Source organism: Nonomuraea sp. NPDC048882 (assembly GCF_040649755.1).
GTDB lineage: Bacteria > Actinomycetota > Actinomycetes > Streptosporangiales > Streptosporangiaceae > Nonomuraea > Nonomuraea maheshkhaliensis.
The window spans coordinates 81,179-101,347 of sequence record NZ_JBEZGB010000017.1; the positions used below are offsets into that span (position 1 = coordinate 81,179).

At 68.0% G+C, this 20,169-nt stretch carries 22 protein-coding genes; 14 read left to right on the plus strand and 8 right to left on the minus strand.

All coding sequences use genetic code 11. The features are described 5' to 3' along the window. The 7 genes from AB0C27_RS43875 to AB0C27_RS43905 form a co-directional block, all read right to left on the minus strand. A complete protein-coding gene (locus AB0C27_RS43875; RefSeq protein ID WP_357857871.1) occupies positions 1–777 on the minus strand; it encodes an ABC transporter permease in 777 nt (258 codons plus the stop codon). Further along, a complete protein-coding gene (locus tag AB0C27_RS43880; RefSeq protein ID WP_357857874.1) occupies positions 774–1,550 on the minus strand; it encodes an ABC transporter permease in 777 nt (258 codons plus the stop codon). Before AB0C27_RS43880 ends, AB0C27_RS43875 begins: the two co-directional genes overlap by 4 nt. Beyond that, positions 1,547–2,521, minus strand: coding sequence for an ABC transporter substrate-binding protein (locus tag AB0C27_RS43885; protein WP_357857877.1), 975 nt, complete (start codon positions 2,519–2,521; stop codon positions 1,547–1,549). The genes AB0C27_RS43880 and AB0C27_RS43885 overlap by 4 nt, the downstream gene beginning before the upstream one ends. A gap of 265 nt (positions 2,522–2,786) precedes the next feature. Then, positions 2,787–4,235, minus strand: a complete 1,449-nt coding sequence (locus AB0C27_RS43890) for a dihydroorotase family protein (RefSeq protein WP_357857879.1) — start codon at positions 4,233–4,235, stop codon at positions 2,787–2,789. A 14-nt stretch (positions 4,236–4,249) separates the two neighbouring features. Continuing rightward, positions 4,250–5,026 (minus strand): ABC transporter permease, encoded by a 777-nt coding sequence (locus AB0C27_RS43895; RefSeq protein ID WP_357857881.1) that lies wholly within the window; start codon positions 5,024–5,026, stop codon positions 4,250–4,252. Then, positions 5,023–5,829: an ABC transporter permease gene (locus AB0C27_RS43900; protein ID WP_357857884.1), complete on the minus strand. Its 807-nt coding sequence runs from the start codon at positions 5,827–5,829 to the stop codon at positions 5,023–5,025. Before AB0C27_RS43900 ends, AB0C27_RS43895 begins: the two co-directional genes overlap by 4 nt. After that, positions 5,829–6,704 carry an ABC transporter substrate-binding protein gene (locus tag AB0C27_RS43905; protein WP_346104685.1) on the minus strand — a complete coding sequence of 292 codons (876 nt, stop codon included), beginning with the start codon at positions 6,702–6,704 and terminating at the stop codon, positions 5,829–5,831. Before AB0C27_RS43905 ends, AB0C27_RS43900 begins: the two co-directional genes overlap by 1 nt. Positions 6,705–7,257: 553 nt before the next feature. On the opposite strand from AB0C27_RS43905, the gene AB0C27_RS43910 reads away from it, so the two are divergent. The 14 genes from AB0C27_RS43910 to AB0C27_RS43975 all read left to right on the plus strand — a co-directional run bounded on the left by AB0C27_RS43910 (position 7,258) and on the right by AB0C27_RS43975 (position 18,680). After that, positions 7,258–10,107, plus strand: coding sequence for a nitrate- and nitrite sensing domain-containing protein (locus tag AB0C27_RS43910; protein WP_357857887.1), 2,850 nt, complete (start codon positions 7,258–7,260; stop codon positions 10,105–10,107). Beyond that, positions 10,104–10,526 carry a roadblock/LC7 domain-containing protein gene (locus AB0C27_RS43915; RefSeq protein ID WP_346104683.1) on the plus strand — a complete coding sequence of 141 codons (423 nt, stop codon included), beginning with the start codon at positions 10,104–10,106 and terminating at the stop codon, positions 10,524–10,526. Before AB0C27_RS43910 ends, AB0C27_RS43915 begins: the two co-directional genes overlap by 4 nt. A 113-nt stretch (positions 10,527–10,639) precedes the next feature. Further along, positions 10,640–10,948, plus strand: coding sequence for a DUF742 domain-containing protein (locus tag AB0C27_RS43920; RefSeq protein WP_106252093.1), 309 nt, complete (start codon positions 10,640–10,642; stop codon positions 10,946–10,948). A gap of 7 nt (positions 10,949–10,955) precedes the next feature. Continuing rightward, complete coding sequence (locus AB0C27_RS43925; RefSeq protein WP_106252091.1) at positions 10,956–11,516, plus strand: ATP/GTP-binding protein; 561 nt, start codon at positions 10,956–10,958, stop codon at positions 11,514–11,516. A gap of 57 nt (positions 11,517–11,573) precedes the next feature. After that, positions 11,574–13,124, plus strand: a complete 1,551-nt coding sequence (ffh, locus tag AB0C27_RS43930) for a signal recognition particle protein (protein ID WP_357857892.1) — start codon at positions 11,574–11,576, stop codon at positions 13,122–13,124. 248 nt (positions 13,125–13,372) lie between these two features. After that, positions 13,373–13,813, plus strand: coding sequence for a 30S ribosomal protein S16 (gene rpsP / locus AB0C27_RS43935; protein WP_357857895.1), 441 nt, complete (start codon positions 13,373–13,375; stop codon positions 13,811–13,813). Position 13,814: 1 nt separating this feature from the next. Continuing rightward, positions 13,815–14,060, plus strand: a complete 246-nt coding sequence (locus AB0C27_RS43940) for an RNA-binding protein (protein WP_043634919.1) — start codon at positions 13,815–13,817, stop codon at positions 14,058–14,060. A gap of 73 nt (positions 14,061–14,133) precedes the next feature. Further along, positions 14,134–14,634, plus strand: coding sequence for a ribosome maturation factor RimM (gene rimM / locus AB0C27_RS43945; protein WP_357857898.1), 501 nt, complete (start codon positions 14,134–14,136; stop codon positions 14,632–14,634). After that, on the plus strand, positions 14,634–15,482 hold the full coding sequence (gene trmD / locus AB0C27_RS43950) for a tRNA (guanosine(37)-N1)-methyltransferase TrmD (protein WP_357857901.1): 849 nt from the start codon (positions 14,634–14,636) through the stop codon (positions 15,480–15,482). The genes rimM and trmD overlap by 1 nt, the downstream gene beginning before the upstream one ends. Before the next feature lie 159 nt (positions 15,483–15,641). Further along, positions 15,642–16,004, plus strand: a complete 363-nt coding sequence (gene rplS / locus AB0C27_RS43955) for a 50S ribosomal protein L19 (protein WP_106251970.1) — start codon at positions 15,642–15,644, stop codon at positions 16,002–16,004. A gap of 195 nt (positions 16,005–16,199) precedes the next feature. After that, entirely contained in the window at positions 16,200–17,003 is an 804-nt protein-coding gene (lepB, locus tag AB0C27_RS43960; protein ID WP_357857905.1) for a signal peptidase I, read from the plus strand. Beyond that, entirely contained in the window at positions 17,003–17,596 is a 594-nt protein-coding gene (lepB, locus tag AB0C27_RS43965) for a signal peptidase I (RefSeq protein WP_357857908.1), read from the plus strand. The genes lepB (AB0C27_RS43960) and lepB (AB0C27_RS43965) overlap by 1 nt, the downstream gene beginning before the upstream one ends. Positions 17,597–17,648: 52 nt before the next feature. After that, entirely contained in the window at positions 17,649–18,317 is a 669-nt protein-coding gene (locus tag AB0C27_RS43970) for a ribonuclease HII (protein ID WP_106251975.1), read from the plus strand. Positions 18,318–18,356: 39 nt separating this feature from the next. Then, positions 18,357–18,680, plus strand: coding sequence for a DUF2469 domain-containing protein (locus AB0C27_RS43975; protein WP_026215037.1), 324 nt, complete (start codon positions 18,357–18,359; stop codon positions 18,678–18,680). Positions 18,681–18,973: 293 nt separating this feature from the next. On the opposite strand, the gene AB0C27_RS43980 is transcribed toward AB0C27_RS43975, so the two are convergent. Beyond that, positions 18,974–19,183: a hypothetical protein gene (locus AB0C27_RS43980; protein WP_357857912.1), complete on the minus strand. Its 210-nt coding sequence runs from the start codon at positions 19,181–19,183 to the stop codon at positions 18,974–18,976. Between the last annotated feature and the right edge of the window lie 986 nt (positions 19,184–20,169).

Genomic DNA, 20,169 nt, shown 5'->3' on the forward strand with positions numbered 1-20,169 from the left:
TCAGCCCCGGCCCGACTGGCGGTGCCAGACCAGGACGCGCCGCTCGGCCAGCACGAACAGCGAGTTCACCAGGTAGCCGAGCACGCCGAGCAGCGCGATCGCCGCCCACACCCCCGCCCCGTCGAAGCTGCGCTGGGCCTGCAGCAGCTGGTACCCGATGCCGTTGGAGCCGCCGATGAGCTCGGTGATCACCATGAGGATCAGCGCCAGCGACAGGCTCAGCCGCAGCCCGGCGAAGATCTTCGGCGCGGCGGCGGGCAGGACGACCAGGCGCAGGCGCTGCGCCCTGGTCAGACCGAAGACCGTCGCGGTCTCCGTGTAGCCGCGGTCGACCGACCTGGCGCCGTCCACGGAGTTGAGCAGGACCGGCCAGATCACCCCGAACACGATCGTGGCCAGCTGCGTGGTCAGCTCCACCTTGAACAGCAGCACGAACACCGGCAGCAGCAGCGGCGGCGGGATGGAACGCCCGAACTCCATCAGCGGGTCCACGTAGTCGGTCGCGGTACGGGACCGCCCGAGCGCCGTCCCCAGCAGCACCCCGATCACCGCGGCCAGCACCCAGCCGCCGAACATGCGGCCGAGGCTCGGCAGCAGGTTGCCGACGGCGTCCTCGGTGAGGAACAGCCGTCCGGCCGGGCCGGAGAACCACAGCGCGTGCATGCGGGCGATGATCGTCGTCGGCGGCGGGAAGTCCGTGTCCGCCAGGGCGCGGGCGGCGAGCTCCCACAACACGAGGACGAGCGGGATCACCCAGAGCCTGATGAGGGCCTTCACGACTCCGCCTCTCCCGTCCGCGCCCGATGCCAGTGGAACAGGCGGCGCTCCCCGGCCAGCAGCACCAGGTTCGCCGCCACCCCCAGCACCCCGGCCCAGAACGTGGCCGCCATCATGAGGTCCATCCGGTTGCCGCTCCCGGCCACGTTCACGTAGACGCCGATGCCGGCCACGCCGCCCGCCACCAGCTCGGCGCTGACCGCCAGCACGAGCGCGATCCCGGCCGCGATCCTGACGCCCGTGGCGACGAACGGGGCGGCGCTCGGCAGGCTCACCCGGACGAGTACGGCCAGCGGCCCGAACCCGAAGGCCCGCAGGGTGTCCTTGGCCATCGGGTCCACGTCGCGCATGCCGTACAGGGTGTTGATCAGGATCGGCCAGATGGAGGCGTACACGATGACCGAGACCTTCATCAGCTCGTCCACCGGGATCAGCAGGATCGCCAGCGGGATGATCGCCACGGACGGGATCGGCCGCAGGAACTCCAGCACCGGCCTGATGGCGCGCTCGGCCGGAGGCAGCGCGCCGAGCAGCACGCCCGCGGGCACGGCCACCACGGTGGCGGCGAGCAGGCCGAGCACCCAGTTCGTCAGCGTCGCGAGCGCCCCTTCCAGGAAGACGCCGTCCGCGAGCAGCTCCCATGCCCCGAGCAGGATCGCGGACGGCGCGGGGAAGACCAGCCCCTCGCCCAGCCCGAACCGGATGAACAGTTCCGCGGCCACGAGGAACCCCGCGACGCCGGCGGCGCCGCGGAGCGGGCGCGCGGCGATCATCCGGTGGTCGGCACGATCATCGACTTCACGTCCACGGGACTCTTGAGGTACCCGTATTCGAGCATGAGGTCGGCGACCTTCTGCAGCCGGGCCGCGTCGAGCGAGGTCGGGAAGGTGCCCAGGGCGATGGCCGCCGCCGTCTTGGCGTCGATCTTCGTGTACGTCGGCAGGACCGCCTCGACCTCCTTCCTGTCGGACGACGCGAGCTGCTGCGCCTTGGCGATCGCCCGCTGGAAGGCCGCCAGCGTCCTGGGGTTCTTCGCGGCCCAGTCCTCACTGGCCATCCAGCCCGCGATCGGAAACTCCGCAGTGGGGCCCGTCATCGTGTCGGCGATCGTGCGGAAGCCGAGCGCGTTCTTGTTGGCCGTGATGAACGGCTCGGTGATCCAGGCCGCGTCCCCCTGACCGGAGTTGAGCGCGTTGCCCATCTCGGGGAACGGCTTCTCGATGAACTTGATGTCGTCCGTGCTCAGGCCGGCGGCCTTGATCTGGGACGTCACCGCCAGGGTGGCGATGTTCTGGAGGTTGTTGACCAGCACGACCTTGCCCTTGAGGTCGGCCACCGACTGGATGGGGGAGTCCTTGGGCACCATGATGGTGAAGGTGTTGGGCGCCGCCTGGTACATGTCGGCGACCAGCTTGATCTTCTTGCCCTGGCCCGCGGCCAGGATCGTCGAGACGTAGTTGGTCTGCGAGATGTCCAGGGCGCCGCTCTCGATCTGGGGCAGCGCCACCGCGCCGCCGGTGATCGTCACCGGCTCCACGGTCAGGCCCTCCGCCTTGAAGAAGCCCTTGGCCTGGGCGATGTAGAGGGCGGCCGGGTCAGGGATGGGCAGGGCGCCGACCTTGATGGTGGTCTTCTCTAAACCGGTGCCGCCGGCGGCCGTGGGAGTGGGGGAGTCGCCGCCGCCGCTACACCCGGAAAGGGCCAGGGCCAGTCCGAGGACGACGGCCGGGATTCGTGATCTCATGCGTTCTCCTACCGGGGGGGTTATCGCGTCATGGAGAGCGACTGACGTCACTGGCCCGGAGCGTACCCGAATGATGATCAATTGGGCACCGTGCGAACGGCCCGGCGGAGAATCGTTCCTGTGGAGCAACGTGCGGGGCAGGGCCGCTCCCGTACGGAACCGGCTCTGCGGAGAATCGCTCCTGTGAAAGACGACAAAACGCCGCCGCCGTACGGATGAGACGGTTGCTCGTCCGTACGGCGGCGGCGTCGTGTGCTGCCGGTGATCAGGCGGGCCGGGACACGTACCTGCCCGCCGGAGCGCCCACGATCTTGCCGGAGTCCAGCACCCGGTGGCCGCGCACGAACGTGTCCGTCACCCTGGCGGTCAGCTCGAACCCCTCGAACGGCGTGTACTCCTGCGTCGACTCCGAGTCCTGCGCCCGCACCGTCCACGTCTGCGCGGGGTCGACCAGGCAGATGTCGGCGTCGAAACCGGGTGCGATCGTGCCCTTGGTACGCAGGCCGAACCGCTTGGCCGGGTTCCACGAGGTCAGCGCGGCGATGCGGCCGTACGGCAGCCCCCGGCGGCGGCCCTCGGTGACCAGGCCGGGCAGCAGGTACTCGGCCCCGCCGAACCCGGACTTCGCCAGGAAGACGTTGTCGCGCGGCTCACCGAACTTGACCTCGTCGCGGCAGCAGGCGTGGTCGCTGACAACCCAGTCCACGGTGCCGTCGAGCACGTACTCCCACAGGGCCTCGACGTCCTCGCGCGGCCTGATCGGCGGGTTCACCTTGGAGCCGATGCCGTTGGCGGTGTCCACGTCGGCGAGCAGGTGGCCGATCGTGACCTCGCGGCGGAAGTCGATGTGCGGGAACGTCGCCGCCATGCGTACGGCGGCGTCCATGGCCTTGCGCGACGAAAGGTGCAGCAGGTTGACGTTGCCCAGCCCCGTCTCGTGGGCGAGGTAGGAGGCGATGAAGACCGCCAGCCCCTCGGAGTGCGGAGGACGTGAGGCGCTGTAGGCGGCCAGCCCGCTCAGCTCCCCGGCCTCCTCCACGAGCTTGGTGTAAGCCGTCATGATCTCGGCTGTCTCACAATGCAGTGACAGCGAGATCTCGCTCGCCAGCTCGGGCAGCCGCTCGCGGGCCGCCTGCACGCCGCGCATCACGAACTCGAAGTGCGCGTAGTCGTAACGCTCGCCCTCGGGCAGCATGAGGAACGAGCTCTGGTCGTCCGAGCGCCCGTGCAGCCCGTGACCGCCGTAGAACATGAAGATCTTGAACGACGGCACGCCGAACCGCTCGACCAGGTCGGGCAACTCGCCGATGTGCCCGCTCGACATGGGCGCCAGGTGGAACCCGTAGTCGACGTAGGCCCTGCCCTCGGCCTGCCGCAGCACCTCGGGGTAGAACTCGGCGTAGGGCCCGCCCTTGTTGAGGTAGTACTGACCGGTCCGCATGTAGGTGAGCGCGGTGGTGACGCCGCCCTGGGCGCTGGCCCGGCTCTCCGACTCGGCGTCCTCCGGCAGCGGGTTGTAGATGCCCCAGTGCTGGTGGGCGTCCACGACTCCGGGGAAGGCCAGCCGGCCGCCCCCGTCGATCACCTCGCCCGCCGTGGACAGCCCCGGCTCGACCCGGACGATCCGGCCGCCCTCGATGGCGACGTCCGCGTCGATGGGCTCGTCGCGGTCGTGGGTGACGACCTTCACGTTCTTCAGCAGCAGCTCGCTCACGGGCGTGAACTCTCCTATGCGATGCGGTGGGCGTCGCGGTGCCAGGCGAGCACGCGCCGCTCCACCATGAGAAACAGGGTGTTGAGTACGTAGCCGAGCACGCCGAGCAGCAGGACTCCGGCCCAGATGGCCGGCATGTCGGCGTTGTTGCTGGCCAGGTTGAGGAGGTAGCCGATCCCCTCGGTGCTGCCCTTCAGCTCCGAGATGATCATCAGGATCAGCGCCAGCGACACGCTCAGCCGCAGCCCGGCGAAGATCTTCGGCGCGGCCGACGGCAGGATGATCCGGCTGAACCGCAGGTGAGCCGGCACCCCGAAGACCGTCGCCGTCTCGATCTTCAGATGGTCGACGCTGCGCGCGCCGTCGATGGAGTTGAGCAGAATCGGCCAGACGATGCCGAAGACGATGGTCGCCACCTGCACCTGGGTGCCCATCGTGAACAGCACGAGGAAGACCGGCAGCATCGCGGGCGGCGGCACCGCCCGGCCGAACTCGATCAGCGGCGAGACGTAGTCGGCCAGCCAGGAGCTGCGGCCGATCGCCACTCCCAGTGCCACGCCCACGATCACGGCCAGGCACCAGGACCCGGTCACGCGGACCAGGCTGGGGACGAAGTTGTCGATGGCCTCGTCGGTGAGGATGTACGGCCCGGAGAACCACATCTCGTACATGCGGGACAGGATCTTGACCGGGCCCGGCAGGTACGGGCTCTCGGCCGAGAGCGCGGTCAGCTCCCACGCGATCAGCACGACGGGAACCAGCCAGAGCCGTTTGACCAGGGTACGGATCATGCCGTCCGCCACTTGAACAGGCGCCGCTCGGCGCGCAGGAGCAGGGTGTTGACGACGAGACCGATCACTCCGGCCCAGATGAGCGCCGCGATCACGTCGATCATGGCATCGGCGCCGATGCCCGTGCTCGCCTCGATGAGGAAGCTGCCGATGCCGCTCGACCCGCCCACGATGTACTCGAAGCTGACGGCCAGGATGAGCGTGATGCTCGCGGCCAGCCGCACACCGGTGGCGATGAACGGGGCCGCGCTCGGCAGGGACACCCGCCAGATGACCGCGCCCTTGCCGAAGCCGAACGAGCGCAGCGTCTCCTTGCCCAGCGGGTCCACGTCACGCACGCCGTACAGCGTGTTGATGAGGATCGGCCAGGAGGCGGCGAAGACGATGAGCGCCACCTTGGCGTTGATCTCCGGCTGGAAGAAGAACAGCCCCAGCGGGATCAGCGCCACCGAGGGGATGGGCCGCAGGAACTCCACGAACACCCGGGTCATCTCCTCGACGGCCGGGACCGTTCCCAGCAGCAGCCCGATCGGCACGGCGATCACCACGGCCAGCGGCAGCCCGATGATCGCGGCGACCAGCGTGCCCCGCAGATCGTCGAGGAAGACCGGGTCGACGGCCAGCCCGACGGCTCTGACCAGGGTGTCGATCGCCGGTGGCAGCCACTTCACCATGCCGGACATCCCGAGCAACTGCCAGGCGAGCAGAAAACCCGCCACGCCGACGGCGTGGCGGGTGACCTTGATGAGTTTCGCGCGGGCGAGCGGAGTCCGCTCGCGCCGCACTGCGGTGATCGTGCTCATCATCCCTGAGGGGCGGTGTAAATCATTGACTTGACGTCAATCTGCTTCTTGAGCATGCCCGCGTCGAGCATGAGGTCGGCAACCCGCTGGATGCGGTCGGCGCTCAGCGTGGTCGGGTAGTTGCCCAGGTTGATGGTCGCGGCCGTCTCCGCCGGGATCTTGGTGAAGGTCGGCAGCACCTTGGTCACCGCACTACGGTCAGTGGCGGCGATGTTCTGGGCCTTGGCCATGGCGCGCTGGAAGGCGGCGAGCGTCTTCGGGTTCTCCGACACCCACTTCTCCGTGGCGGCCCAGCCGGTGATCGGCAGACCGTCGGTCGGGCCGGACATGGTGTCCAGCAGCATGGTGGCGCCGAGCGTCTTCTTGGCCTCGCTGACGTACGGGTCGGTCATCCACACCGCGTCGACGTCGCCCTTGTCGAGCGAGCTGAGCCAGTTGGTGGTGGGAACCTCGACGTACTGGATGTCGGTCTTGGGGTCCAGACCGGCGATCTTGAAGTGCGGGTTCATCGTGAGGACGCCCAGACCGGCCAGGGCGTTGACGCCGACCTTCTTGCCCTTGAGGCCGGCGACGTCCTTGATGGTCGAGCCCTTCTTGACCATGATGCCGAACGCACCGGCCGCACCCTGGTAGGAGTCGGCGATGTACTTGAACTTCTCGGTGCCCGCCTCCTGGATCGTCAGGATGGTGGCGTAGCTGCCGAGGACGACGTCCATGGTTCCGTTGGAGAGCTTGGGCAGCACCGCCTGCGGAGCCTGGATCGGCTCCTGCTTGACGTTGAGGCCCTCTTCCTTGAAGAAACCGCGCTCCATGGCAATGAAGAGAGGGGCGGAGTCCGCACCGGGGTACTGGCCGATCAGCAGGTCGGTCTTCATTTCCGAGGAGGCGCTGGTGGTGCCGCCTCCTTCGCCCGAGCTGGAACACCCCGTGATGACGAGGGAAGCGACGAGCCCAATCAGAGCAGTGCGCCCTAATGCACCGAACCGCATTGCGGGTCTCCTTTGAACCGAGGGGGGTGAGTGCGAACGGGAGTGTTCAACGACGGTGGCACCCTAGCGCAGCCAGGGCTTCTTACCGCATCCAGTCCACCGGAAATTAACGAGATATATACACATATAGAGTGATATTGCCCGTTTTGTCCGATTATCTGGAGTGCCCGCCTTGGCCTGGGGGGCTGGGCGACAGGTGTTGACTTATGAGAAGATTGTCGGATTGCGTGGCAACTGAGATCTTTGCGGTATTGGCCGATCTCCTGTTGATGTGCTCCAATTAGCTCTCGCCCCAAGGGTGCGTCGGCGTCACACTGCAAACACCGGCATGACGTGATCTTCGTGCACCAAACCATCCGAGGAGAGGTTGCGGAGGCAAGTGAAGAGTGTTGTCCCCTCTGTGGGCGGGGATCAGGGCTTAACTGATGGAGCCCCCCAAATGGCATCCCATAAACCACAGACGCAGGCTCCGGGCAAGGCCGCAGGCGGCAGCCGGAAGGCGGGGGCCCGCTTCTCTCTGCGTAACTGGCGCGTGCGCTCCAAGCTGGTGGTTCTGGTCGTCATCCCGACCATCGCCGCACTGACGCTGGGCGGCCTGAGGGCTGCCACCTCGATCGCCACGGCCAACGAGTACGCACAGGTCAACGAGGTCGCGGTGCTGGCCAGCCAGCTGACGGGCCTCGCCCACGAAGTGGAGAGCGAGCGCGACCTGAGCGCGATGTACGTCGCGCAGGGACGCAGAGGCGGCACCCCCTCGAACGTGAAGACCCAGTACGAACGGGTCGACAAGCTCGTCACCGACGTCCGAGGCGACGTCGATACCTTGAGCACCGAGGACAGCCCCCATGCGGCCGAGGCCCTGATCATCAAGAACCGGCTCGACGAGCTGGCCACGTCGCGAGAGACCGCCATGGACTCCCAGCTCGACGTGAACTCGGTCATCACCCTCTACGACCGGACCATCTCGGACCTGTTGTCGCTGAACGACAAGATCGACCGAGGCGCGGTCGACGAGGAGCTGTCCGCCAGCGTGGCCGGCTTCGGCGCGCTGTCCCGAGCCAAGCAGTACGTCTCCACCCAGCGCGCCCTGCTCGTGGCCGCGCTGGCGACCAGGTCCTTCGGCAAGACGGCGCTCGACGACTTCATCGCCGCGCGTGCCCAGAAGAACAGTGAGCTCAGCACCTTCAGGTCGCAGGTCTCGCTGAAACTTCGCCAGCTGTACGACGACACCGTCAGCGGCAAGGCCGTCGACCGCGCGGAGATCCTCTCGCAGCGCGCCCTGGTGCTCCAGAACGCCGGCCTGTTGCTGACCGACCGTCAGATCGGGCTCACCCGAGACGGCAAGGCCTGGTACGACGCCATCACCGAGACCGTCGACGGGATGCGCGAGGTCGAGCAGCAGGCCGCCGACAGCATCGTGCTGCGCAGCCGCACCCTGGAGGGCGCGGAGCAGCAGAGTGCCATCATCGCGGCGGGCGCGATCGTCCTCCTGCTCATCCTGGTCCTGCTGGTCACCGTGATCATGGCCCGCTCGCTCAGCGGCCCCCTGCGCAGGCTGCGCAGGGAAGCCCTGTTCATCGCCGGCCGCCGGCTGCCCGACACCGTCCGCCAGATGCGCGAGACGGAGACGGCCGTCGACAGCTCGGACGTCGAACCCATCGGAGTCGCCTCCAACGACGAGATCGGTGAAGTCGCGCGGGCGTTCGACGAGGTGCACCGTGAGGCGGTGCGGCTGGCGGGCGAGGAGGCCCGGCTGCGCAGCAACGTCAACGCGATGTTCGTCAACCTCTCCCGCCGCAGTCAGACGCTGGTCGAACGCCAGATCACCCTGATCGACGGTCTGGAGCAGGGCGAGCAGGACGAGAACCGGCTGGGCAACCTGTTCAAGCTGGATCACCTGGCCACCCGTATGCGGCGTAACAGCGAGAACCTGCTGGTCCTCGCCGGCCAGGAGCCCCCTCGCCGCTGGAGCAAGCCCGTCAAGCTGGTCGACGTGGCCCGCGCCTCGCTGTCCGAGGTCGAGAACTACGAACGCGTCGTGCTCCAGGTCCCCGACGGCGTGGCCGTCGCCGGACAGGCCGTCAACGACGTCATCCACCTGCTCGCCGAGCTGGTCGAGAACGCGCTGTCGTTCTCGCCCCGCGAGACCAGGGTCACCGTCTCCGGCAGCCGGATCGACGGCGGCGGCGTGATGCTGTCGATCACCGACTCCGGCATCGGCATGACCGCCGACGAACTGACCCAGGCCAACGAACGCCTCATCGACGCGCCCAGCGTGGACGTCTCGGTGTCGCGCCGCATGGGCCTGTTCGTGGTCGCCCGCCTGGCCCACCGCCACGGCATCCGGGTGCAGCTGCGCCCGCACGGCTCCGGCGGCCTGACCGCGATGGTGCTGATCCCCGAAACCCTCCTGGGCTCGCAGTCCCCCGCCTACCCGGCGGGCGGGAACCAGGGCATGCCTTCGATGCCGTCCATGCCTTCGATGCCGTCGATGGACTCGCGCGACGACAGCTTCGGCTTCGGCTTCGGCGGCCAGCAGCCCACGCCGCCGCCTCCTCCCGTGCCCCAGTGGGGCGGCGGGGGCGACTACCGGCCGGGACCCGGACATCCGTCCTTCCCCTCCCAGCCGAGCGTGGACATGGGCTGGCCGTCCGAGCCGCGCGGCAACGGCGGCGGCGGATACGAGAGCAGGGACGTGTGGGTGCCCTCGCGTACCCCCTCCAGCCCGATGGGCAGCTGGGGGAACGGTGCCTCGCTGCCCCAGCGCCCGGTCGCCGACGAGCGCCAGGACATGGGCTGGGCCGAACCGGCACCGTCCGATCTCGGCCCGCGGCGCTCACGCTTCGACCTGCCCGAGGCCGAGTCTGCGGCCACCGGACCCATACCCGTCGTCAAGCCCGCCTCCTCGGGGGACGAGTACCTGCCGATCTTCGCCTCTGTCGAATCCGCCTGGTTCGAGCAGAGCGCCGAAGGCGAGGCCACCTGGGGTTCGGCCAACGCCGACGCCGGCTGGAGCGCCGCGAAGGCGGTCGTGGAGCCCGTACGTGACGGTGCCACGGCGGCGGGACTGCCCAAGCGGGTGCCCAAGGCCAACCTGGTGCCCGGCTCGGCGGACACCGTGTCGGCGCCCAAGGGTGTGGCGCCCATGCCTTCGGTCTCGCCAGAACGGGTACGTAGTCGTCTGTCGAGCTTCCAGCAAGGCTTCAGGGCAGCACGGGACGACATCAGCGAGGGAAGAACGTATCCCTCCGGTCCGAGAAGCGTTGAGAGCAGGGATGAGCGCGCATGAACGACCTGAGCCAGTCAGCACGTGGCGTCGATTGGTTAATCACGGACTTCGTCAGCACGGTGCCGGGGGTAGCGCACGCGGTGGTGGTGTCGTCCGATGGTCTGCCGTTGGCGGCGTCGGCGGGTTTTCCGGCTGATCGTGCCGATCAGCTGGCCGCCATCGCGTCGGGATTGGTGTCTTTGACGCAGGGTGCGGCGCGGGTGTTCGAGGGTGGTGCGGTCAATCAGACGATCGTGGAGATGCAGCGCGGGCTGATGCTGATCATGTCGATCAGCGACGGCTCCTGCTTGGCCGTCCTGGCCGCTCCCGACTGCGACATGGGTCTGGTCGCGTACCAGATGACGCTGATGGTCGACCGCGCCGGACAGGTGCTTACTCCGGCTGTGCGCGCGGAGTTGCGCGCCAGCCAGACCAGGTGATGTAGGTGTCGAATCCCACGTGGAACAGCGGCGGATGGAACAGCGGCGGCTGGGAGCCGCCGCCTCCACCGCCGTCGAGCTCCGACCCGGCCTCCCCGGTACGGCCTTATGCCGTGACCGGCGGACGGACGGCGCCCCGGGTCAAACTGGCGATGGAGGCCCTGGTGTCCTCGGCGACGGCCGAGCACCGGGAGTTCTCGCACATCACGCCCGAGTACAAAGCGATCAGCCAGCTCTGCCTCCAGGTGAGATCCGTGGCCGAGGTGTCGGCCCTGCTGCGGATCCCCCTCGGGGTGGTGCGGGTGCTGATCGCCGACATGGCGGCCGAGGGTCTGGTTCGGGTGCATCAACCGCAGCTGGAAGCGGGTAGGCCGGACGTCAACCTGCTGGAAAGGGTGCTAAGTGGACTTCGCAGGCTCTAGCCCCGGTTTGACCTCGACCAAGATCGTGGTCGCCGGCGGTTTCGGAGTGGGCAAGACGACGTTCGTCGGCGCGGTGTCGGAGATCATGCCGTTGACCACGGAGGCCGTCATGACCGATGCCTCCGCCGGGATCGACGATCTGGGCATGACGCCGCTGAAGTCGACCACGACCGTCGCCATGGACTTCGGCCGCGTCTCCCTGGATCGTGACCTGATCCTCTACCTGTTCGGCACCCCCGGGCAGCACCGGTTCTGGTTCATGTGGGACGACCTCGTCCGCGGCGCGATCGGCGCGGTCGTGCTCGTCGACACGCGCCGGCTCGCCGACAGCTTCCCGGCCATCGACTATTTCGAAGAGGCGCAGCTCCCGTTCATCGTGGGGGTGAACGGGTGGGACGGCTCCTACCCGCACAGCGACTCCGAGGTGCGCGACGCCCTGACGCTGGCGCCGCACATCCCGATGGTGCGGCTCGACGCCCGCTCCAAGGACTCGGTCAAGAGCGCTCTGATCAACCTGGTCGAGCACGCTCTCACCGTCAGGATGGCCGTGCCAGGCTGGAGCGGCTAGCGGAGCGGATAGGCTGGAGCCTTAGACGTACTTTCGCTTCGAGGACTGGCCAACCACGTGTTCGAGACGCTTTCCGACCGGCTGACATCGGTCTTCTCCTCCCTCCGATCCAAGGGGCGGCTGTCCGACGCCGACATCGACGCCACCACCCGCGAGATCCGCATCGCCCTGCTAGAGGCCGATGTCGCGTTGCCGGTGGTCAAGGCGTTCGTCGCCCAGGTCAAGGAGCGCGCCCGCGGTTCCGAGGTCTCCCAGGCGCTGAATCCGGCGCAGCAGGTCGTCAAGATCGTCAATGACGAGCTGATCGGGATCCTCGGCGGTGAGACCCGCAGGCTCCGCTTCGCCAAGACCCCGCCCACCGTCGTCATGCTGGCGGGCCTCCAGGGCGCGGGCAAGACAACCCTCGCGGGCAAGCTCGCCCGGTGGCTGCGCGAGCAGGGCCACGCGCCCATGCTGGTCGCCGCCGACCTCCAGCGGCCCAACGCCGTCCAGCAACTCCAGGTCGTGGGCGAGCGCGCCCAGGTCGCCGTCTACGCGCCCGAGCCGGGCAGCGGCGTCGGCGACCCGATCGAGGTGGCCCGCCGCTCCATCGACGAGGCCCGCCGCCTGCAGCACGACGTCGTCATCATCGACACCGCCGGCCGCCTGGGCATCGACCAGGAGATGATGAAGCAGGCCGCCGACATCCGCGACGCGGTCTCGCCCGACGAGGTCCTGTTCGTGGTCGACGCCATGATCGGCCAGGACGCCGTCACGACGGCGCAGGCGTTCATGGAGGGCGTCGGCTTCGACGGCGTCGTGCTGACCAAGCTCGACGGCGACGCCCGCGGCGGCGCCGCCCTGTCGGTCCGCCACATCACCGGCCGGCCGATCATGTTCGCCTCCACGGGCGAGAAGCTCGAAGACTTCGACGCCTTCCACCCCGACCGGATGGCCTCGCGCATCCTCGACATGGGTGACATCCTCACCCTGATCGAGCAGGCCCAGAAGACGTTCGACGAGGAGCAGGCCGCCAAGATGGCCGGCAAGCTCACGTCGGGCGAAAACTTCACGCTCGAGGACTTCCTCGAGCAGATGATGATGGTCCAGAAGATGGGGCCGATCAAAAACCTGCTCGGCATGATGCCCGGCATGGGGCAGATGCGCGACCAGATCAACTCCATCGACGACCGTGACCTCGACCGCATCGCGGCCATCATCCGCTCGATGACCCCCGGCGAGCGTCAAGACCCCAAGATGATCAACGGCTCGCGCCGCGCCCGCATCGCCGCCGGCTCCGGCGTCACCGTCAGCGCGGTGAGCAACCTGATCACCCGCTTCTTCGAAGCCCAGAAGATGATGAAGCGGATGGCGGGCGGCATGGGCATCCCCGGCATGCCGGGCGGCCGGGGCAAGGCCGGCAAGGCCCAGAAGAAGGCCAAGAAGGGGCGGCGCGTCAGCGGTGACCCGCGCAAGGCCGCCCTCGGCAAGGCCCCCGCGGAGCGTCCCGCCGAGGAGGAGCCCAAGCCGGGCGGGGTGCTCGGCAACCTCGGTGGGAAGCTGCCGCCGGGGATGGAGCTGCCGCCGGGCTTCGACCCCTCGAAACTCCGCCTCCCCGGCCAGAAGTAACCACCCGCGGCGCCCTGGGCGGCTCTTCTGCCTGGGGCGCTCGGATTGTCGGACTTTTGCGATGCACTGTCACCGACAAGTCGTGGGCAGTGCCGTCGATCTGGCACAATGACATGTTGGAACATCGTGACCAGGCGGGTGCCCTCTCACCTCCCGCAGGTCACGCCTGTCCCTGGAGCGTCATCCCGTCGTGCCCCACTCGGCGAGGTGCCGTTCACCCACGCTCGAATGCAGGAGAGACCACACCCGTGGCAGTCAAGATCAAGCTCAAGCGGCTCGGCATGATCCGCAACGCTCAGTACCGCATCGTCGTCGCCGACAGCCGCACCAAGCGTGACGGCCGTGCGATCGAAGAGATCGGCCTGTACCACCCGAAGAACGACCCTTCGCGCATCGAGATCGACGCCGAGCGTGCCGCTTACTGGCTGAGTGTCGGCGCGCAGCCGACCGAGCCGGTGCTCAAGCTGCTGAAGCTCACCGGTGACTGGCAGAAGTTCAAGGGCGAGCCCGCCCCTGCGCCGCTCAAGGTCGCCGAGCCCGCGCCCGACCGTCACGCCCTCTACGAGGCCGCGGCCAAGGAGGCGCTGTCCGGTGGCGACACCGGCACGGCCGCCACCACGGCGAAGAAGGCCAAGAAGAAGGACGAGGCTGAGGCCCCCGCCGAGACCCCGGCCGAGGGCGAGGCCTGACGTGCTCGAGGAGGCTCTCGAGCACCTCGTGAAGGGCATCGTCGAACATCCTGACGATGTCCGGGTCCGCGCACGCCGCATTCGCAGCGGGCGCGTCCTGGAGGTCCGGGTGCACCCCGAGGACCTGGGCAAGGTCATCGGACGCGGCGGGCGCACCGCCAAGGCGCTGCGCACGGTCGTGAACGCCCTGGCCGACGGGAAGTACGTACGGGTCGATCTGCTCGATCTGCACGAAGCAGTCCGTTAGCGTCAGGTTTTCGCGCCCTCATCGGTCTCGTTCCGATGGGGGCGCTCCGCGTTGATACAGAAAGCAGGTTCAGGTGCAGCTGGTCGTCGGCCGGATAGGCCGCCCGCACGGGGTCCGCGGTGACGTGACCGTGGAGGTGCGCACCGACGAACCGGAGCTGCGCTTCGCCGCCGGTACGGCGATCCGGACCGATCCGCCGGAGCGGGGGCCGCTCGTCGTCGCCGCCCGCCGCTGGCACAAGGGCATGCTGCTGCTGTCCCTGGAAGGGGTCACCGACCGCGACGCCGCCGAGGCGCTGCGCGGCACCATGCTGGTCATCGACTCGGCCGAGGTGACGCCGTCCGACGACCCCGACGAGTTTCACGACCACCAGCTCATCGGGCTTGAGGTGGTGACCGTCGCAGGCGAGCCGGTCGGGCAGGTGGAGGACGTCCTGCACCACGGCCAGGATCTGCTCGTGGTACGCCGCAAGGGCCAGGAGGACGCCCTCATCCCCTTCGTCCTGGCGCTGGTGCCCGAGGTCGACGTGGAGGCGGGCAGGCTGGTCGTGGATCCGCCTGAAGGGCTGCTGTGATGCGGCTCGACATCATCTCGATCTTTCCCGAGTACTTCGCGCCGCTCGACGTCTCGCTGATCGGCAAGGCGCGGGAGCGGGGCACGCTGGACGTACGCGTGCACCAGTTGCGTGACTGGGCTCATGACGTGCACAGGACCGTGGACGACACGCCGTACGGCGGGGGGCCGGGCATGGTCATGAAGCCGGAGGTGTGGGGCGAGGCCATCGACGCGGCCATCGGCGCGAGTGCGGAGGATGAGGGTCGCGCCACGCCGCAGACGGTCGAGTCGGCGACGGCCGCACCGCAAGCAGCGGCCCTGCCGCGGTTGATCGTGCCGACGCCGAGCGGGCGCCCGTTCACCCAGGAACTGGCGCAGGAGCTGGCCCAGGAGCCGTGGTTGCTGTTCGCGTGCGGTCGCTACGAGGGCATCGACTCGCGCGTCATGGAGGAGTACTCCGGGCGGCTGCGCGTGGACGAGGTCAGCATCGGTGACTACGTGCTGGCCGGCGGCGAGGTGGCGGTGCTGGTCATGGTGGAGGCCATCGGCAGGCTGCTGCCCGGCGTGCTCGGCAACGCCCAGTCGGTCGTGGACGACTCCTTCGCGCCCGGCTCCATGGAGAACCTGGTCGAAGGCCCGGTCTACACCAAGCCGCCGGTGTGGCGGGGCCACGCGGTTCCGGCCGTCCTGCTGTCCGGACATCACGGAAATGTCGCCCGCTGGCGACGGGACGAAGCGATCCGGCGTACCGTACGAAACCGGCCCGAACTCGCGGCGGAACTCGACCCCGAGAAGCTGGACAAGCACGACAGGAAGCTCCTCGACGAGCTGTCGTTTCGCGTCCGCCGGAAAGATGTGGCAAACTGAATCGCTGCCGACCATCCTGCGGTCGGTGTTGCGTGCCCGGGAATGAGCGAGCCCGGGCCCCAGGAGACAGCAAGCGTGTCCGCTTCCGTCGCCGTGCCCGACTCGGGTGTGGCCGGGTGGACCTCCGCGTGCCCGCCAAACTTTGAGGAATAGACTCTCATGCACACGAAGATCCAGGAGCTCGAGAAGGCGACCCTGCGCGGCGACGTGCCGGCTTTCCGCCCCGGTGACACCCTCGAGGTTCACGTACGCGTCGTCGAAGGCAACCGGTCCCGCGTCCAGGTGTTCAAGGGCTTCGTGCTGCGCAGGCAGGGCAGCGGCGCCCGCGAGACCTTCACGGTCCGCAAGGTCAGCTACGGCGTCGGTGTCGAGCGCACCTTCCCGGTGCACAGCCCGGTCATCGAGAAGATCGTGCTCGTGACCCGTGGCGACGTCCGCCGCGCCAAGCTCTACTACATGCGTGACCTGCGCGGTAAGGCCGCCCGTATCCGCGAGAAGCGTGAGACGACGGCCGCCAAGTAACCATGGCGTTTACCGATGGCCCGCGCATCGCGCGGGCCATTCGGCTTTACAGGGCCGTTTCCTTTATGTGGAGCGACTCGTGCGTGGGTGTAACGTCGGTCGAGGCTTGTCGAGCCAAGTCATCATCTAGGCTCGTCAGCGATGACTAGCGAGAGCCAGGAGCACGGCGCTGTGCGCCGCCCTGTCGAGGACGAGGTGGACGTGGTCGCCGAAGAGACTCAGCAGCCTGCCAAGGGCGAGAAGAATGAGAAGAAGGGGTCGTTCTGGAAAGAACTTCCTGTTCTCGTGGTAGTCGCCTTGGTGCTGGCCCTGATCATCAAGACGTTTGTGGTCCAGGCCTTCTATATCCCGTCGGAATCGATGGAGAACACCCTGCTGACAAATGACAGGGTCCTGGTCAACAAGCTCGTCTACCACACTCGTGACATCGAGCGCGGCGACGTGGTGGTGTTTTCGGGAGTCGATTCCTGGGACGGTGAGTTCCAGCTGGAGGAGCCGTCCAACCCCGTCGCGGCGTTCTTCCGCTGGGTCGGCACGGCGTTCGGCATCGTGCCCGGCGAGAAGGACTACATCAAGCGGGTCATCGGCGTCGGCGGTGATCATGTCAAGTGTTGCGACTCCAAGGGGCGCATCACGGTCAACGGCACGCCCATCGAGGAAGAGAGCTATCTCTATCCGGGTGACGTGCCGTCCGACAGGTTCTTCGACATCACCGTGCCGCAGAACCGGCTGTGGGTGATGGGTGACCACCGTTCGGTCTCGCTCGACTCCCGCTCGCACACCGGCGACCCCGGCGGGGGCTCCATTCCCGTGGGTCAGGTCATCGGCAGGGCGTTCGTGATCGTCTGGCCGTTCGACCGGTTCTCCTCGATAGACATCCCTGACACCTTCGCCCAGCCCGCTCTCAACGCCCTCGGCACACAGGTGCCGCTGGTCGCGGGGTTCGGGCTGGCCGTACCCTTGGTGCTGGTCCGTCGGCGCCTGCGGAAGAGGCGCTGATGGCCGTCACCAAGAAGGCGGAGGGCGTGGGCAAAGAGAAGAAGAAGGGCAGTTTCCGCGAGACCGTTCTGCTGCTCGTCATGGGCGTGGGCATCGCGCTGCTGCTGCAGGCATTCGTGGTCGGCTCGTTCTACATTCCGTCGGAGTCGATGGAGAACACGCTGCTGATCAACGATCGCGTCTTCGTCAACAAGCTCGCGGGCGCGCCCGAACGCGGTGACATCATCGTCTTCAAGGGATGGAACGGCGAGGACACGATCAAGCGGGTCATCGGAGTCGGCGGCGACAAGGTGGTGTGCTGCGACAAGCAGAAGCGCATCACGGTCAACGGTACGGCCCTCGACGAGTCCTCCTACCTCTATCCCGGCGATTTCGCTTCCGGCGATAAGTTCGACGTCACCGTGCCCGCGGGAAAGCTCTGGCTGATGGGCGACCACCGCAGCGCCTCGGCCGACTCCCGGTCCCACATGGAGGAGCCCGGAGGCGGTTTCATCTCGGTGGACGCGGTGATCGGCACGGCCGTGGTCCGCTACTGGCCGCTGTCGCGAGGCTATCTTTTCTCCCGTCCCGACATCTTCGACAAGGTCAAGTAGGGGCCACTTCCGGTCGCGGATTGCGGCGAATGGGGCGTACGCTGCCTGTGTCATGACAGTTGCGTTCCGCCCTCGACCGAGCGTCGTCCGGCGAGATTCCGGACTCTACGCCTATGAGCGGGCGCTCGCTCGCCGCGGCCTCAGCCCGATCGCGGGCGTGGACGAGGCCGGCCGCGGCGCGTGCGCCGGGCCGCTCGTGGTCGCGGCCGTCATCCTGCGCAAGCAGGTCGACGGCCTGGCAGACTCCAAACTTCTCACCCCCCAGGTGCGCGAACGTCTCTACGAGCAGATCATCCGCGTCTCTCATGTAGGCATAGTGATCATCCCGTCGGGGGAGATCGACGCCAAAGGTCTTCACAAGTGCAACGTTTCAGGAATGCGGCGAGCTGTCGCACAGTTGCCCTGTGACCCGGAGTACATCCTCACGGACGGCTTCCCGGTCCCGGGGCTACCGGCGCCGTCTCTGGCCGTGTGGAAGGGGGACCAGGTGGCCGCATGCGTGGCGGCGGCGTCGATCGTGGCCAAGGTGACCAGGGATCGCCTCATGGTCACGCTCGACGAGCGCTACCCGCTGTACGGCTTCGCCGAACACAAGGGGTATGTCACTCCAGGACACCGGCTGGCGCTGGAAACGCATGGTCCGTGTCCTGACCACCGCTTCTCCTTCGTCACGGTGGCGAGGGGGATGGGTGAAAATGAAATGGGGGCCGGGGTTGCCTGACCAGGCGAACCGGGGGACCGGTACGACAGGAGGACCGCGATGAGCGCAGAGGATCTCGAAAAGTACGAGACCGAGATGGAGCTGCAGCTTTACCGCGAATACCGTGATGTCGTCGGTTTGTTCACGTACGTGGTGGAGACTGAACGGCGCTTCTATCTGACCAACTCGGTGGATCTCGACGTCCGTACCGCGGAGAACGGCGACGTCTTCTTCGACGTGAAGATGCAGGACGCCTGGGTGTGGGACATGTACCGGCCGGCGCGGTTCGTCAAGAACGTGCGGGTCGTGACGTTCAAGGACGTGAACGTGGAGGAACTCGCGAAGGCCGACCTGGAGATGCCCAAGGAGGGGTTCTCGGGGTAGGGGGCGAATGGAGGGCTGAGGGCCTGAGTTGGGGGCCGGGGGCCTGAGCCGGGGAGGGCCGAGGGCCTGAGCCGCCACCGACTCACGGCCGGCCCTGGCACACGCACGGCCACACCTTCCCCGAGGCCGTTCACTCCTACGGCCTCGCCGCGCGTGTGGCTACCACCGTTGATGACGCCGTTCGTTCTCACGGCGCCACCACGCGCGGCTACACCTGTTGACGAGGCCTTCCACCCTCACGGCCCCGCCCGTACGCGCATCTCAGAAGCCTGGGCCTTCTCCGTACCCGCATCTCAGAGGGCTGATCTGCCCTCACGGCTCCAGGCGGTCGGGCCGGACGGCCCACAGGCACGACCACCGCCACCCGCACCCGCGCCGCGCCTGCGCCACACCGCGCCGCGCCTGCGCCGCGCCTGCGCCACACCGCGCCGCACCCAGCGCCACACCGCGCCGCACTGCACCAGCGCCGCGCGGTGCCGCACCAGCGCCGCGCTCATCTTCACGGAGATCGCCTCTTCCCATGGAGCGGGCCTTGCACCTTCCTGGCCGCTCACCCCTTCCAGGGCAAACCCCGCATCCTTCCTGGGGTGCTTCCCCTTGCCACGGAACTGCGCTGGACCTACCCCGGGCCCGCTCGCCCTTCCCTAGGAGCGGACCCTCACGCGATGGCCGTCGCCATTTCACAGCGCCATGCTTGTGACCAGGTCAAACTCGTAGACCACTCCCGTGGACGCAACCCGCCTGTGACCGGGTCAAAACCGTACACAACTCCCATTGACGCAACCCCTTCACCCTCCTGGGGCCTTTCGCTCGTCCTGTGGGGAGAGGTCCTGCCCCCTCCTGGGCGCGCTCGCTCGTCCTGCAGAGGGCCCTGCACCCACCCTCTTGGGCTGCTCGTTCTTCCTGCGGCGCGGACCCGGTGCTTTCTGGGCGGCTTGACCTTTTCGCGGGCGGAACCTGTGCTTCCCTCGGGCCCCTCGCCCCTCCGGCGGGGAGGAGCCTGCGCTTTCCTGACCCGCTTACGCTTCCCACCGGCCGGGCCATGCGCCGACAACGCCCCCCATCCGGCTCGCAGCATGGGACGCGGGACATCCTCAGCGACAACCGCAGCCCTCGCCCCGGCGTCGACCCGACAGGTGCCGTCCGACCTCCGACGTCTGCCCAAGTGGCAGGGGTGTCCGCCCGCGTGGCAAGGGCGCCCGCTCCGTGCCCTCCTGAGGCCGCTCACCCTCATCGCAGCCCTTCATCCTCAACGAGACGCCAGCCCTCGGAGGACCATGCGACGTGACTGGGAGGTGACCCGCCGCCACCTGCGAACTCAATATCCTCCCCTGAGAAGCGGCCTGAGAAGCGGCCTGAGAAGCGGCCTGAGAAGCGGCCTGAGAAGCGGCCTGAGAAGCGGCCACTCGGCCCGACCCACACCCACGTTATCCACAGGCTCTCCTCCTCCCACCGCCCTCATCCACAGAACCCCGTTCGGCCCCACCCT

Excerpts from the sequence above, each read along its gene's own strand:
- AB0C27_RS43885 (WP_357857877.1), bottom strand. The coding sequence starts at position 2,521 with ATGAGATCACGAATCCCGGCCGTCGTCCTCGGACTGGCCCTGGCCCTT.
- AB0C27_RS43895 (WP_357857881.1), bottom strand. The coding sequence starts at position 5,026 with ATGATCCGTACCCTGGTCAAACGGCTCTGGCTGGTTCCCGTCGTGCTG.
- lepB (WP_357857908.1), top strand. The coding sequence starts at position 17,003 with ATGGCCGTCACCAAGAAGGCGGAGGGCGTGGGCAAAGAGAAGAAGAAG.
- AB0C27_RS43900 (WP_357857884.1), bottom strand. The coding sequence starts at position 5,829 with ATGAGCACGATCACCGCAGTGCGGCGCGAGCGGACTCCGCTCGCCCGC.
- AB0C27_RS43970 (WP_106251975.1), top strand. The coding sequence starts at position 17,649 with ATGACAGTTGCGTTCCGCCCTCGACCGAGCGTCGTCCGGCGAGATTCC.
- trmD (WP_357857901.1), top strand. The coding sequence starts at position 14,634 with ATGCGGCTCGACATCATCTCGATCTTTCCCGAGTACTTCGCGCCGCTC.
- AB0C27_RS43910 (WP_357857887.1), top strand. The coding sequence starts at position 7,258 with ATGGCATCCCATAAACCACAGACGCAGGCTCCGGGCAAGGCCGCAGGC.
- AB0C27_RS43880 (WP_357857874.1), bottom strand. The coding sequence starts at position 1,550 with ATGATCGCCGCGCGCCCGCTCCGCGGCGCCGCCGGCGTCGCGGGGTTC.
- AB0C27_RS43915 (WP_346104683.1), top strand. The coding sequence starts at position 10,104 with ATGAACGACCTGAGCCAGTCAGCACGTGGCGTCGATTGGTTAATCACG.
- AB0C27_RS43905 (WP_346104685.1), bottom strand. The coding sequence starts at position 6,704 with ATGAAGACCGACCTGCTGATCGGCCAGTACCCCGGTGCGGACTCCGCC.
- AB0C27_RS43975 (WP_026215037.1), top strand. The coding sequence starts at position 18,357 with ATGAGCGCAGAGGATCTCGAAAAGTACGAGACCGAGATGGAGCTGCAG.
- rplS (WP_106251970.1), top strand. The coding sequence starts at position 15,642 with ATGCACACGAAGATCCAGGAGCTCGAGAAGGCGACCCTGCGCGGCGAC.